The organism is Thalassoroseus pseudoceratinae, assembly GCF_011634775.1.
GTDB classification, from domain to species: Bacteria; Planctomycetota; Planctomycetia; order Planctomycetales; family Planctomycetaceae; genus Thalassoroseus; species Thalassoroseus pseudoceratinae.
Map to the genome: position 1 here is coordinate 297367 of NZ_JAALXT010000007.1, position 13247 is coordinate 310613.

General features: G+C 54.5%; 15 protein-coding genes. 6 read left to right on the forward strand and 9 right to left on the reverse strand.

The window, feature by feature from the left end:
* Positions 1 to 5: 5 nt before the first annotated feature.
* The 4 genes from G6R38_RS23660 to G6R38_RS23675 all read right to left on the reverse strand — a co-directional run bounded on the left by G6R38_RS23660 (position 6) and on the right by G6R38_RS23675 (position 3520).
* Positions 6 to 779, reverse strand: coding sequence for a hypothetical protein (locus G6R38_RS23660; RefSeq protein WP_166831259.1), 774 nt, complete (start codon positions 777 to 779; stop codon positions 6 to 8).
* Positions 757 to 1251, reverse strand: a complete 495-nt coding sequence (locus tag G6R38_RS23665) for an RNA polymerase sigma factor (RefSeq protein ID WP_240928355.1) — start codon at positions 1249 to 1251, stop codon at positions 757 to 759. Before G6R38_RS23665 ends, G6R38_RS23660 begins: the two co-directional genes overlap by 23 nt.
* Positions 1252 to 1664: 413 nt before the next feature.
* Positions 1665 to 1940 carry a hypothetical protein gene (locus tag G6R38_RS23670; RefSeq protein ID WP_166831260.1) on the reverse strand — a complete coding sequence of 92 codons (276 nt, stop codon included), beginning with the start codon at positions 1938 to 1940 and terminating at the stop codon, positions 1665 to 1667.
* Positions 1941 to 2206: 266 nt separating this feature from the next.
* Positions 2207 to 3520: an outer membrane protein assembly factor BamB family protein gene (locus G6R38_RS23675; protein ID WP_240928358.1), complete on the reverse strand. Its 1314-nt coding sequence runs from the start codon at positions 3518 to 3520 to the stop codon at positions 2207 to 2209.
* 188 nt (positions 3521 to 3708) lie between these two features.
* On the opposite strand from G6R38_RS23675, the gene G6R38_RS23680 reads away from it, so the two are divergent.
* The gene (locus tag G6R38_RS23680; RefSeq protein ID WP_166831261.1) at positions 3709 to 3954 is read left to right on the forward strand and encodes a hypothetical protein; all 246 of its coding nucleotides are present in this window, start codon (positions 3709 to 3711) and stop codon (positions 3952 to 3954) included.
* 40 nt (positions 3955 to 3994) lie between these two features.
* On the opposite strand, the gene G6R38_RS23685 is transcribed toward G6R38_RS23680, so the two are convergent.
* Positions 3995 to 5146: a TlpA family protein disulfide reductase gene (locus G6R38_RS23685; protein ID WP_166831262.1), complete on the reverse strand. Its 1152-nt coding sequence runs from the start codon at positions 5144 to 5146 to the stop codon at positions 3995 to 3997.
* Between the two features lie 260 nt (positions 5147 to 5406).
* Positions 5407 to 5643, reverse strand: coding sequence for a hypothetical protein (locus G6R38_RS23690; RefSeq protein ID WP_166831263.1), 237 nt, complete (start codon positions 5641 to 5643; stop codon positions 5407 to 5409).
* A gap of 321 nt (positions 5644 to 5964) precedes the next feature.
* Here G6R38_RS23690 and G6R38_RS23695 point away from each other — a divergent pair, with 321 nt between their 5' ends.
* The 3 genes from G6R38_RS23695 to G6R38_RS23705 all read left to right on the forward strand — a co-directional run bounded on the left by G6R38_RS23695 (position 5965) and on the right by G6R38_RS23705 (position 9285).
* On the forward strand, positions 5965 to 6687 hold the full coding sequence (locus G6R38_RS23695) for a DUF6655 family protein (RefSeq protein ID WP_166831264.1): 723 nt from the start codon (positions 5965 to 5967) through the stop codon (positions 6685 to 6687).
* 153 nt (positions 6688 to 6840) lie between these two features.
* Positions 6841 to 8748, forward strand: a complete 1908-nt coding sequence (locus G6R38_RS23700) for a solute:sodium symporter family transporter (protein ID WP_166831265.1) — start codon at positions 6841 to 6843, stop codon at positions 8746 to 8748.
* A 9-nt stretch (positions 8749 to 8757) separates the two neighbouring features.
* A complete protein-coding gene (locus G6R38_RS23705) occupies positions 8758 to 9285 on the forward strand; it encodes a DUF2062 domain-containing protein (RefSeq protein ID WP_166831266.1) in 528 nt (175 codons plus the stop codon).
* Positions 9286 to 9308: 23 nt separating this feature from the next.
* Here the strand turns inward: G6R38_RS23705 and G6R38_RS23710 are convergent, their stop codons facing one another.
* The gene (locus G6R38_RS23710; RefSeq protein ID WP_166831267.1) at positions 9309 to 10850 is read right to left on the reverse strand and encodes a mercuric reductase; all 1542 of its coding nucleotides are present in this window, start codon (positions 10848 to 10850) and stop codon (positions 9309 to 9311) included.
* Positions 10843 to 11301: a hypothetical protein gene (locus G6R38_RS23715; protein WP_166831268.1), complete on the reverse strand. Its 459-nt coding sequence runs from the start codon at positions 11299 to 11301 to the stop codon at positions 10843 to 10845. Before G6R38_RS23715 ends, G6R38_RS23710 begins: the two co-directional genes overlap by 8 nt.
* A gap of 72 nt (positions 11302 to 11373) precedes the next feature.
* Between G6R38_RS23715 and G6R38_RS23720 the strand changes: the two genes are divergently transcribed.
* Positions 11374 to 12003 (forward strand): hypothetical protein, encoded by a 630-nt coding sequence (locus G6R38_RS23720; RefSeq protein ID WP_166831269.1) that lies wholly within the window; start codon positions 11374 to 11376, stop codon positions 12001 to 12003.
* Positions 12004 to 12115: 112 nt separating this feature from the next.
* Entirely contained in the window at positions 12116 to 12847 is a 732-nt protein-coding gene (locus G6R38_RS23725) for a lysophospholipid acyltransferase family protein (protein ID WP_166831270.1), read from the forward strand.
* A gap of 119 nt (positions 12848 to 12966) precedes the next feature.
* Here the strand turns inward: G6R38_RS23725 and G6R38_RS23730 are convergent, their stop codons facing one another.
* A complete protein-coding gene (locus tag G6R38_RS23730; RefSeq protein ID WP_166831271.1) occupies positions 12967 to 13167 on the reverse strand; it encodes a hypothetical protein in 201 nt (66 codons plus the stop codon).
* Positions 13168 to 13247: the final 80 nt, after the last annotated feature.

Consider the following 13247-nt stretch of genomic DNA (forward strand, 5'->3'; position numbering starts at 1 on the left):
CGTCATCAAAGGAGATTCGACGTGGAGGGCAACGCATCTCGCAGGAATTCCCACGGTCTCCGGATATCCCGACCGACCGGCACCAACCCCTGTTTCACGCCCTCGAAATCTTGCAACTCGTCCAGCCACGATGACTCCGCCGCGTCTGGTGGTAACTCGACCGCCGTCGCTTCCGAACCGGCCGATGAAGAGGGCACCCAGGCGGTGACGAGCAGTTTAAAGTCGCCCAGCGTTTCTGTCGTATCGTTGACCAACGCCTGATACGCCGAACCCGCATCATCCACCACCGCGACCAGTTCTTGTCGAGATGTTTCTGTCTGTTGGGGTTTGAGCTGCGTTGCGGGTGATTCGGTTTCCGTCGGCGAGGGCACGGTTTCCTCGACGATCCGAGGCGTTTGGAGCGAATCGGTTTCGTGCGAATTCGCGAGCATCCAACCGATCCCCACACACACCACGCACAAACACGCTACCATCGGCCACAACAGACGAGCGTTCCGCTGCGGTCTCGCTGGTGCTGCAACGGCGGCCGATTGCGATTGCCAGTCAGCTTCCTCCGCCACTTTGGAAAGCACCAAGTCCGTCAGATCGACCTCGGGCGTGTCGGCTTGCCATTCGTGAATCGCACCGTTCAGCATGACTTGCATCTGCCAGTATTTCCGGCAGTCGGCACATTCGTCGGCGTGTTGACACAACGCATCAGTCAACTGATCGAGCGGCGTGTGCTGCTCGACGAGACAATCCAACGCGGAATGAAATTCAGGGCAATTCATGACAGGCATGCGGTGCCACTCCCCGTCGTTGCAAATGGTCGGCTAACTCCTTGCGAGCCCGATGCAACCACGTTTTCACAGTCCCCGGCGGACTTCCCATGATCTCCGCCACTTCGGTCAAACTCAGTTCTTGGTGATGAAACAGAATCACGCATTCCCGGTATTCCTCACGTAACAAGCTGAGTGCCTGTTGTAGTTCCTCGGCGAGTTCCATCTGCGGTGACGATTCTTCCGGGATGTGATCCACAATTTCCGTTGGTCTTGGCCTGCGAGAACGTTTCTCCAAAGCCGTTCGGCAACGGTTCGCCGCAATGGTCAACAGCCACGGACGAAACGGCCTGGCCGCATCCCAGCGGTGTAAACTTCGATACATCCGCACAAACACATCCTGTGCGACATCTTCCGCATCTTCGCGATGTCCGAGCATCCGAAAACACAATCCAAAGACGGCCCCCTGATACCGCTGAACCAATGAGCGCAATCCCTCCTCGTTTCCTTGAAGGCAACGCTCGACCAGAACGGTATCGTCCACACTCACAATGAACCCCAAGCCGCGGAGCTTGTTGTCTTTCCGACGCCCAAAAAGAAAGTTCCTCAGCCGTCCCGGAGTATACCCCGCTGGAAAGCGGAAGGTGTCAACGATTTTGGAACCACTGTCGAATTGACCGTACCATTCGATCCAAAAAGTTGCATAACAGTCCGATCGCCACAAATGAACCGAATCCCAATGCGACGAGCAGAGGTGACATCGCCAACTTGAAACCGTGTTTAACCAAGGCGGGACTGCACTCGACACAACCGGTCCACATTTCGATGACCCCCACGACGACTACGAACAGATACATCAGCACGCATGCCCAGTGGAGAACTTGGAAGCCATCCAGAAGTGTGAATCTAGCTTTCTTCCGCGGCATGTCCACTTTCCATGTCATCCGACTCGCCAGCGGACTTCGGCCCTCGTAACTGCATCCCACAGAACACGATGCCAGTGACGCACACGGCTTTGAACACGATGAGCGCAGGCGGTTTCCACCAGGCACCGGTGAAGAACTCGATGACGTCCGAAACCCCGAACAGAAAAACGACGACGCCCCCACCCACCGAGTTCGGCGGGGCAGTGACGTCAATTCCGCCCCCCGCCAAAGAATCACTCCGGCAATCCCCATCCACAACACCGCTTCAAAGGCATTGAACCACTCCGTAAACCGCAATTCGTCCGGCATGGCGTTCCTCTTTCTCTGCGATAGACCACAGAAAGAGAAACGCAAAACCAGCGGAGCGGACAACACAACGAATGGCCGTCATGTTGGCCGACTGGCGAGTCTTCTGGTTGTCAACGGATCGAAGATGTCCGCACCGCATCCGGAGATCCCGAACGAGGATCCTGTACGGCGAGTTCCGGTAAAGCCATTGTCATCGGCAGGCTGATTGGGGTGTTACTGTCCGATGCAGTAAAGAACTTCCTGGCGGCGACCGCCTTGGTCGTGAGCGACGCGGAGGTACATCCGGTTGTCGCAGACGGCGGGGGAGGCGAAAGATTCGTCGCCGAGCCTCACGCGGGCTACTTCCTCGTACCGTTCGGGGTTCGCTTTGAAGATGAACATCTCGCCCTTTTCGTTGGCTTGGTAAATCGTATCGCCAACCAAAACCGGAGACGCGGAAACGGGCCCCGAGAGACGTTCGCGCCAAAGTTCCTCACCATCCGACACCCGCCAACAATACGCAATGCCTTTGTCCGTGAGTGCGTAGACGTGGCCTTCGTGGGCCATCAGGGATTGTTCATAGCACTTCTGGCGATTCGTCCAAAGAACTTTTTTCGAGCCGTCGGCTTTGACGCAGATCGTCTCTGATTTAGGGTAGCCGCCGCTGGCGATGATGGCGTCTCCGTCCCACACCACGGTGCCGCAGGTGGCCATCGTCGTGCCGGGAACCGCCCAATTCTGCTGGCCGGTTTTTGGATCGTACGACGCAACCATCTCACAACCGCTGAGGAAAATCTGTTCTTTGCCGCCTACATCTGCGATCACCGGCGAAGAGAAACTGAGCATTTCTGGTCGTTCGGTCTTCCAAACCGGTTCGCCGGTTTTCCGATCGAACGCCGTGATGTAGCCGCCTTTTTCGTAGTCGGCGGAAACGACGATCAACGAACCGAACAACAATGGTGACGGAGCGTAACCATACTCGTAACGTCGCGGAGCGTACGGCCCAACGTCACGCTTCCACACTTTGTTTCCCTCGAAATCCAACGCATACAGCGTGAGTTGGTCGTGATGGTGGAACGTCGCGAACAAACGCTCCCCATCGCTGGCGACGGTGGTTGAAGCATGTGTGTTTTTGCGGTGGGTTTTGGGAAATCCGCCTTGGCTGACTTCCGTGATCCATTTTTGCTTGCCGGTTTTCCGATCGAAGGCAATCACCGATTGCGTTTGAGCAGATTCGTCCGCGGTCGCCAATACGACGAGCGAACCAGTCACTGTAGGGGAAGAGTGGCCGCGTCCCGGCACGTTCGTTTTCCACACCACATTTTTGGATGTGCTCCAACTCGTGGGAAGGGTTTGCCCATCCGCCGCTTTCCCGTTGCGGTTCGGTCCGCGCCACCACGACCAATCGCCCATCGGCGTTTCGAGCGGAGCGGCTTCCGGTTCGGTGAAGGATTGCGTCTCCGGTTCGGAGATTTCCGCTGGCACGCCGTCCGCACAACCGAATCCCAAACCACAAACCGCCAGCAACAACAAACCGCGACAAATCATGACACGTGATCCTTTTCCGTATAAAAAGCCCATCACTCGCAGTGAGTGTATGCCGCTGGACGCCAGGAGACAACACGCCGCATCAGTGTCTTGCCATTCGGTTACGCTGGGAATTTTGGAGCGGTCCGATATCATGAACCGCTCATGATGTCGATGGCGGACCTTAATCCCTGGAAGCACACACGATCATGGCGAACTTGAAGAAATACGATCCCCGGTTGGAATCCCTGGTGATGGAAACCCGCACGAGATGGGCGGACGACATCGGCGAGTTGGCCCCGGAAGATCGGCGGTGGCTCACCGAGGCTGTTCATCGCAATCCGCAAGATGCATCGAACATTCTCTACGAACGTTCACACACGGGTTTCATCCGAGAAATCACGGTGACGGTTGAAGACATCGAGCGACTCTATCAAGAACGCTTGACGACTTAACCAGTCACCAAAGACCAGAATATTGTCACCGTTCAACCGTCTAGGACTTGGCGTCTTCCGCGACTGCGGGACCGTCGGATTTGGTCGCGGGTTTCGAGGTTTTCGGCTCGGTGGTGGATTTGCCATCGTCAAGCATTTTCTTGACGATCGACTCCAACGCCGAATACGGTGCCGCACCGACGAGTTTCAACTCCACTTCGCCCTCACGGTCAATGAACAACGTAGTTGGGAAGCCGTTGAAGTCCGGAACCTTCGCCTGGGTTTCCTCGTCACCTAACACGAGCGGATAATTGATCAAATAGTCGTCGGCAAATCGCTGAATAATTTCCCGCTCTTTGGCGTCGGGAATTTGATCTTGGAGATCTTCGTAGTTGATGCCGACAATTTGCAGACCTTGGTCGCCGTATTCTTCTTGAAGTTTCACGAAGTGGGGAACTTCCATTTTGCACGGCCCGCACCAAGTGCCCCAGATATCGACAATCACGACTTTGCCGCGGAACTGCTTCAGTGAAATCGTGCTGTCATCCATTGCCGATGGCAACGCGAAATCGAACGGAAACCCACGAAGGCCAAGCGATTTCGCGAACTCCGCGTACTCTGGCAATTCCCGGACCGGTGCAAAAGAATCAATCTGTTCGACCATCGCGAATTGCTGAAAACCCATGTCCTGCAATTCCATCAACAAATCGAATGATTCGTCCGCCTTCCCATTTTCGGCGGTGATGATGGCCTTCTCAAACATCAACCGGACCAGCAATTCCTGCTTGATCTGACGGTTCGGGCCGTTCTCTCGGTCCAGCGTTTTCGCAATGTCGTAGGCCTGCAACACGAGTTTGTTGGCCAACTCACTCTTGGCTTCGCTGAGATTCTGAGCAATGTGATGAATGGAAACCGCAGCCGCCAATTTCACGTCTTCATCATCGGGAGCAGATTCCCGAGCTTTTTCAATCTGAGCCAATGCGTCTTCGTACCGGCCCTCTTTGGTATCTTTCTGGGCCTGTAAGAACAACTTCTGAATGGCTTTTTGCTCGTCGGTGAGTTCGGACTGTTCGTCCTCCGACGAGGTCAATGAGTCGGTGTCCGACGACGAAGAGGTCGTGTCGGTCGTCTGTTCTTCGGTTTTCTTCGCGCAGCCTGCAACGGTGAATACGAGCAAAATCGCAAGCACGAGCGGCGAGATTCGGGATGGCATTCCGTTTTCCTCGGGTGAGAGTTCCGTTCACGAATCGTCCGCATGACGGCAAACTTGCCGACCGAAATTGCTAACCAGAGCAACTCGGCCCAATGTCATCACGTGACGACCGGTAAGGCGTTACTCTGACGGCCCGCTCTTGCGAACGCAAGCGTTGGTAACCCGGAGAAAACATCATCCTGCTCGAACAACAACCGGAAACGACCGTCCTGGCCGACCAGCTGTCGCGATCGAATTTCAAATTGTCGATCGATTAGGGATCAATACGGAGCAACAGCCGGGACGTTGCAATCACAGCCGGTTGCTGGAGCTGCGGCATAACTCATCGGCGCCGCCGAAGCGACCGAAACCGGCTGAGCCATCGCAGTGGCATAACCAGGTGCCGCACCATACGGAGCGGAGGCACACGGTCCGCACGGCCGCGTCAAATGGTGACAGCACCCCGTGCCCATCGTCAAAAGGGCCACAGCAGCGAAAGTTGCGAAGAAACGTTTCATGGGAACCTCGAGAGTTGGAGTGTCCACGGTTAAGGAAAAGGGGAGAACCGTTTCGACAGAACAGAGATGACACACAGACAGTGTTTTGAGTCGACAGACTCATCAAGGGGGCGGGACTTTAGACGAATTCCAAAAATCTCACAAGACCATTCAATTTTGATTTCAGTTCGAGCGAATTTCGGCCGATGAGCTGAAAGATTGCGTAGTCCGAAATATCGAAACACATCTTGTAATCTACCCAACTTCACCGAACTCACCTTGACGGTTCGACGCAAATTCATCATTTCATTCATCCCGAAACTGTTCTCAAGGAGGGGAACAATGCCGATACGATTACTATCGCTCGCATGTCTCGCCAGCCTCGCGGTCGGATGTGCAACTGCGAAAACCACCAACACTGCCCGGACTGCCAAAGAACAACTGCTGATTTCGAACTCGATCGATCAATCGCTCGATAAAGTCGACTTCACAGCGTTCACTGGCAGCGCAGTGTTCTTTGATGACAAGTACCTCGATTGCGTCGACAAAAGTTACGTCGTCGGCTCCGTTCGGCATCGCATTTTGCGTGGCGGCGGCCGGTTGGTCGGCAGTGCCGATGATGCCGATATCATCGTGGAAGCCCGAAGCGGTGGCGTGGGCACGAACACCTCGGAAACATTCTTCGGAACTCCCGAACTTGCAGTCCCCGGTCCACTGCCGATCAGCATTCCCGAAATCAAGCTGATGAGCAAACAAGAGCAGACCGGCCTCGCTAAAATTGGTTTGGTCGCCTACGACGCGAAAACTCGACAGGCTCTTGGCGGCGGCGGAACATCGCTCGCTCAGTCGAACGACAGCAACTGGTATTTCTTGGGGGTTGGGCCCTATCAGTCAGGTTCGGTCTTGAACGAAGTCAAAGACGGTTTGAACACACGACCGGCTCACCAACCGGTTCCCAACTATGTCGCATTTGACAGCCCCGTCAACGTGCCCCCCGGTCCCGATGACGTTCAATGGGCCAACGGCGAAGGAGAGTCCGGTCAAGTGATCCCAGCCGGCCGCTAACAATCTGACACCCTACGATCGAGCAAAAACATCGCCGGCCTGGCGTAATGCGAGGCCGGCGTTGCTGCTTGAAACAGTCGACAATTCCGGCCAAGAGTCGTTACACTCTGACGATTCCGTTCCAATGCTATCCTATCTTGCGCCGGATCGACTATGTTTTTCACGCTCGCATCCTTTCTACTCTTCACTGTACTCGTCGCAATCGGCACTTGGTGGCTGACGCGGAACGACGTGCATACCACATCCGCTGGTTATTTCCTCGGTGGACGATCACTCACCGGAGGATTCATCGCCGGTTCGCTCTTATTGACGAACCTCTCGACGGAACAACTGGTCGGCCTCAACGGTGCCGCCTACGCGGATGGTCTCAGCGTGATGGCTTGGGAAGTGATCGCGGCTTGCTCGCTAGTCGTAATGGCTTTGATATTCCTGCCACGCTACCTCAAAAGCGGCATCGCCACTGTGCCTCAGTTTCTTGAGGAACGCTACAACGACACCACACGAACAATCACGACTCTCATCTTTATTGTCGCCTATGCAGTGATTCTGCTGCCAATCATACTCTATACCGGCGCGACTGGTTTGATTGATATTCTCGATCTACCCAATCTACTAGGTATGGAATCGCGTACGACGTTGCTTTGGATCGTCGTTTGGATGATTGGTATTATTGGTTCTCTCTATGCGATTTTTGGTGGTCTGCGGACTGTGGCCGTCTCGGATACACTCAACGGTTTTGGGTTGTTGATCGGTGGATTTCTCATCGCGTATCTGAGTTTGCAAGCCGTTAACTCCGATGGCATCGGAGCGGCGATTACAGAACTTCGCGAAGCGAACCCAAAGAAGTTCAATTCACTTGGCAGCCCGGATCAGTCGGTACCGTTTTCGACTTTGTTCACCGGTGTGTTGATCATCAACTTGTTCTACTGGTGCACTAACCAACAAATCATTCAACGAACCTTCGGAGCTACAAACCTCGGTGAAGGTCAAAAAGGCGTCTTGCTAGCCGGACTATTCAAAGTGCTAGCCCCGTTAATCTTAGTCCTTCCTGGCATCATCGCGTTCCACATTTACGGACGTGCGCCTGTCGACGACGACTATCGACCTGTCGTAGATATCTCTGGAAATCAAGGCACGATCGTCGCTAGTCTTGCGTCTGAAGACGCCCCATCAAACCCCGTTCTGATCCATGATGGCGATGCCCTTAACGCTTTGAACCTGGAAAGTTGGGATGAAGTCGATCAGCAAGTTGGTGAGACATTCACCCACAATGATCAAACCTTCCAAGTTTCGAAGGTTATCCCGCCAGAAGTCGTGATTGTCTCCGACGGTGAAGCTGGCTATCAATACCTCGAAAATCTCGACACAACACAATACGTCAGTCCTCGGCACAAAGACCAAGCCTATGGAAAGATGGTGCAGCGGGTCCTGCCAAACGGACTTGTGGGTTTCTTCGCCGCCGCGTTGATGGGGGCAATTTTGAGTTCATTCAACTCAGCTCTCAACAGCACCGCGACGTTGTTTAGCTTAGGCGTCTATCGAGACCTAATCCATAAAGATGCAACCGATGAACAAGTCATCCGTTCGGGGAAACGATTTGGCTGGATCATTGCCATCACTTCAATGTGTGTGGCGCCGCTACTAGCGAATCAGAAAAGCATCTTCGGATACTTGCAAGACATGAATGCCTTGTACTTCATTCCGATCTTCGCGGTGGTTGTCGTCGGATTTTTTACGAAACGCACACCAGCTCTGGCCGCCAATATCGCACTCATTCTTGGTGTGGGTATTATCTCTGCAAAATACTTTGTTCCGCCCGTCGCCGAAGCAATGCAAGGATTGAATAACTTTCATTTCCTCGGCATCGTGTTCGTCGGTTTGATCGGTTTGATGCTATTGATTCAAGCACTAGCACCACGAGACACGCCTTGGGAACAACAAGCGAGCGGTGATGTTGATCTCACTCCATGGAAATTCGCGAAACCTGCTGCGGCAGGATTAATCCTTGTTGTACTAGCGATCTACCTTTACTTCGCCGACACTTCAGTCCTAACTCAATAACGGAGCGTTATGGACGAATTGTCCGCAAAACCCATTGCGATCTGGCGTCATCCCCGCAAGTGGGTCCTGCGTGTCCTCTCGTTGAACGACACCCCACATGCGAAAGCATTGGGAATGGCCATTGGCGTGTTCATCGCAATGACGCCAACCGTCGGCTTGCAGATCGTTATTGTCCTAACACTAGCACTGCTTACCGGGCGGCTCTTTTACTTCAACAAACCAGCCGCCTTGCTGATGGTCTATGTTTCCAATCCATTGACCATCCTACCGATCTATTGGACCGACTACAAAATCGGAACCCTATTCTTCAAAGGCAACCTCACCCGTGAGATGCTAGCCAATGTCTTGAAGTACGAAGGCTTTGAACAATGGTGGCAAGCACTGGTGACATTGTTTGTCGAAATTGGCCGTCCGATGCTAGCAGGCTCACTGATTCTCGGATCCGGCTGTGGCCTAGCGACCTACTTGATCACACGTTGGTTTCTCAAGACTAATGGGCCAGTTCCAAACCCGTCGACAGAACAAGATCAAGTCTAAACACCAATCAGAATCGAAACGATCTAGCGTTGCCACGCGAGTAATCGTCGAAAGATTGATTTCACGAACGGCGTGAGTCGGCTGCGATTGTATTGATCGCCAAGTTTGCGGATCGCTTCCGCTTGCGTAGGGTAGGGGTGAATTGCATTCGCAAGTTTGCCAAGTCCGATCCCGCCTTGCATCGCTGTCACGATTTCGCCAATGAAGTCTCCCGCGTGTTCGGCAACGATTGTCGCTCCAAGAATTCGGTCGCTACCAGCTTTGGTATGCACGCGAACGAAGCCATTCGTCTCGCCGTCCAGAATCGCACGGTCAACTTCGGCGAGTTCTTGAGTGTACGTATCAATTTCGATGTTTTGAGATTCCGCGTCTTCGGGTGTGAGACCGACATGGGCGAGTTCGGGGCTCGTGTAGGTACACCACGGAATCGTCAGATCGCTCACTTTTGAACGGCCCCAAAACAAAGCATTCCGCACCACCGTTCGAGCCATAAAGTCGGCGGCGTGCGTGAACTTGAACTTTGAACACACATCTCCGGCGGCAAAGACGTTGCGGTTCGATGTTTGCAGACGGTCATCCACTTTCACCCCATGACGGTCATCGTATTCGACTCCCACCGATTCCAAGTTCAGCTCCTCGACATTAGGTTGCCGACCGGCTCCGATGAGAATCTCGTCAACGACGATTGAATCGGAACTGGTTGCGGTTTTGAGCTCTAGTTGTTTGCCGTCGGACACTGTCTCAATACGAGAAACCTCGGTTTCGAATCGAATGCTGACTCCGTCTTTTTTGAGGGCGTCTTGGATAATTTGGGCGGCGTCGGCTTCGTCTTTGCGAAGTATGCGGGACGACTTCTCTAGAAGTGTGACGTCGCTACCGAGTCGGGCAAACGCCTGGGCCATTTCGCAACCGATCGGACCGCCACCGATGATTGCCAATCGCCGTGGCAGTTCAGTCAGACTGAACACCGTTTCGTTTGTCAGACAACCCGCGTCTTGTAATCCGGGAATCTCCGGAATGACGGCGCGTGCTCCGGTCGCGATTACGGCCTTCTTGAATGAAAGTGTCGTACCAGCCACTTCGAGTTTCCCGTCGCCTTGGAACTGGCCGTCGCCAAGGTACACATCGACACCAGCATCTTGAAATCGTTTGGCCGAGTCCACATGGGCGATGTCCGCTCGCAGCCGACGCAGACGTTCCATGACTGCGGGAAAGTCGATTTGAACGTCGTCGATGCCCTGCATGCCAAACCGGTTTCCGTCACGGACCGTAGCAGCGACCCGAGCCGCCGCGAGAACCGCTTTCGATGGTACGCACCCCACGTTCAGACAATCGCCGCCCATGAGATGACGCTCCACGAGCGCGACTTTCGCCCCCAACCCGGCGGATGCCATTGCCGTCACGAGCCCGGCGGTCCCGGCACCAATGACGACCAAATTGTAGCGGCCGTTCGGCGTAGGGTTCGTCCAATCCGGTGGATGCACATGGGATTTGAGACGGCGATTGTGCTCGTCGTCGGGACGAATTTCGCCGAAAGACGGTTCGCGGGTCGGGTCGTCAGTCATTAAGTCGGTCCGCGTTCAGAGAAAGAAATTGGTCCGCCCAATAATAGGAATCGAGCAGTCCGGTGGTGTCACGTCCCAACGCGATGTAGGCGGCGAAAATGGCTTCGATCGTCGCCAAGCCGGTGTCGGGATCGTCGAAGACTTTCGAGGTCCGTGGGTAAGCCGTTTTCCATGGTGGCAAACTTCGCACGGGCAAATCTTCGTATTGTTGCTCCATTTGAGCGGCGTATCGCCAGGTTGCATCGAGCACGAGCAATCCCCGGTCGGCGTCGTCGGTACTCAGTTCCGGTCCGCCGATTCCCAGTCGCACGTAGTTTTCGAGCGAAGTATCCGGGCGTCTGGGATACTTCCAAAAGATGAAGCCATCCTGGTTCCGCAGCGGAGCGACGGTGCATTTACTCGGGCGTTCCTTGGGGTGAACGACTATAATGGTGGGGTCAAAGTTGGTCATCGTTTTCAATGGGGCCAATGATCGCGAAGCGTTTTCGATCGTTCTTGTCACGGATGGAGCAGTTTACGGCTGATGTCGTTTTTCCTCTGTCATCATTGTTACACTTGGGTGCGACCGCAACTCGAACGCTGCCCGGAATGCCGATCCGGGTTGGATACGCTCACCGAAGATCCCACCCCCGAGGAGTTGCAAAGCGTCATCGGGGGAATTCGTCGACCATTGGGTGAAGTGCGGGTGCGACGGCCAATCTTGCCGGACTTGGGAACACTCTATCTCACCGAGAATGGTCTTTTCTTCGCACCCCATGCGGTGGAGTTCATCGACCGCACCGTCCCCGCCGATACTTCCAATTCGATTTTCTGGATGATCGGCAGCGTCTTCTGGTCACCGTTGGCGGTGCTGTTGCCGATCCTGCGAATGCGGTCCCCAGACACACAACTCGTCCGCGTGCCGGTCTTGAAACCACGACATCTCGCGACCGACAACCCCGAATCCACCCGTGAACTGCCGGAATTGCTGATGAGCAATCCCGGTGCGTTTTTTCTTGCCCAGCACAATGCCGATCGGCTCCGAAAACGTCGTCAATGGTGGGTCATCGAACGTCATTTGGCCCCATCGATGCTCATTCGATCCCTGGATGATCGACCAACGTTTCATCAGCAGATGCGGGAATTGATCGATCTCGACGGCTGGCGAGAGTAATCCCCGCAGGTTTCACCCATACGGAACCGAAGAAAACTGGCATTTGCGGAAATCGCTGGATGATTTAGAGTCCCAACGTCTTCCGTATGAATTCCTTGCCGGAGCTGCCGCGATGAAAATTCGCAGTCGTTTTCTCACGAAACTCATTGCCCTCGCGATTGCGATCGTCGGCCGAACGTTGTTTTGGACGTGTCGCAAACAATTGGTGGTGGTCGGTGATGATCAAGACATCAGTGCTTACGGCAATTCTGACGGAAGTCTTTACCTCTACAGCATTTGGCACGATCAAATCGTGATGACGCTGTTCACGGGCAAACCGCAACGGATGTCGGGTTTGGTCAGCAAACACCAAGACGGCTCGTTTGTCGCGGAGACGATGAAGCTCCAACACATTCTGCCGGTTCGTGGTTCGACCCGCCGTGGCGGCGCGGCGGCGATGCGGCAGATGCTCGAAATTGCTCAAGACCGTCATGTCGCCATCACTCCAGACGGTCCACGTGGTCCGCGACAGAAGTTGAAACCGGGGATCGTGTTTCTCGCATCGCATTCGGGACGAAAGATCATTCCCTGCTGTTACGCCTGCAAACGCGGTTGGCGAATCCAAGGGAATTGGACCGATATGCTTCTGCCCAAACCGTTTACAACAATTTTGGCACTCGGTGGCCCGGCTGTTTCGGTACCGGCGAATCTCTCTCGAGCCGAGATCGACGAATACGTCAAGACCGTCGAAACTCGGATGGAAACCTTGCAAGGCTATGCCGATCGCATTCTCGCTGGGGAATCGGTCGAAAGCGTGCTACCATCGACCGACGCGACGGAATCCACGCACCGACAAGCCGCCTGATCCACAAGCGAGGCCTTTTCGTAGTCCGAACTACCGTCTTCGGTGTCCGCTGAGAGTGCGAAAAACCGTTGTGCTTGGCCGCCACGTGACTGACCCACGATGATCAAGCGACGACTGCGTTAGTCAAATTCTCCGTCGGCCATGACTGATTCATCAGTCAACTGTGCCAACGCGATGGCCTCTTTGAGTGATCGACGAAGCCAATCCTTCTCCGCACCATCGGGCACTTTCCCACCAGCGACATACCCTGCATAAATTGTCGCGGCCGCATTCAGGATGGCTTGTTCGCTGGGCTTCAGTGTAACAAAGGGCTTGGACACGATTGTTTCCCAAGGTTGAACTACGGAACGTGTGTCTCACCGTGACCGAAGCCGCCTGGGAAATCAAGCCGAAATGAATC

Coding starts and splice junctions, on each gene's coding strand:
- G6R38_RS23725 (WP_166831270.1), top strand. CDS start 12,116: ATGAAAATTCGCAGTCGTTTTCTCACGAAACTCATTGCCCTCGCGATT.
- G6R38_RS23700 (WP_166831265.1), top strand. CDS start 6,841: ATGTTTTTCACGCTCGCATCCTTTCTACTCTTCACTGTACTCGTCGCA.
- G6R38_RS23715 (WP_166831268.1), bottom strand. CDS start 11,301: ATGACCAACTTTGACCCCACCATTATAGTCGTTCACCCCAAGGAACGC.
- G6R38_RS23720 (WP_166831269.1), top strand. CDS start 11,374: ATGTCGTTTTTCCTCTGTCATCATTGTTACACTTGGGTGCGACCGCAA.
- G6R38_RS23680 (WP_166831261.1), top strand. CDS start 3,709: ATGGCGAACTTGAAGAAATACGATCCCCGGTTGGAATCCCTGGTGATG.
- G6R38_RS23685 (WP_166831262.1), bottom strand. CDS start 5,146: ATGCCATCCCGAATCTCGCCGCTCGTGCTTGCGATTTTGCTCGTATTC.
- G6R38_RS23675 (WP_240928358.1), bottom strand. CDS start 3,520: ATGATTTGTCGCGGTTTGTTGTTGCTGGCGGTTTGTGGTTTGGGATTC.
- G6R38_RS23705 (WP_166831266.1), top strand. CDS start 8,758: ATGGACGAATTGTCCGCAAAACCCATTGCGATCTGGCGTCATCCCCGC.
- G6R38_RS23660 (WP_166831259.1), bottom strand. CDS start 779: ATGCCTGTCATGAATTGCCCTGAATTTCATTCCGCGTTGGATTGTCTC.
- G6R38_RS23690 (WP_166831263.1), bottom strand. CDS start 5,643: ATGAAACGTTTCTTCGCAACTTTCGCTGCTGTGGCCCTTTTGACGATG.
- G6R38_RS23710 (WP_166831267.1), bottom strand. CDS start 10,850: ATGACTGACGACCCGACCCGCGAACCGTCTTTCGGCGAAATTCGTCCC.
- G6R38_RS23695 (WP_166831264.1), top strand. CDS start 5,965: ATGCCGATACGATTACTATCGCTCGCATGTCTCGCCAGCCTCGCGGTC.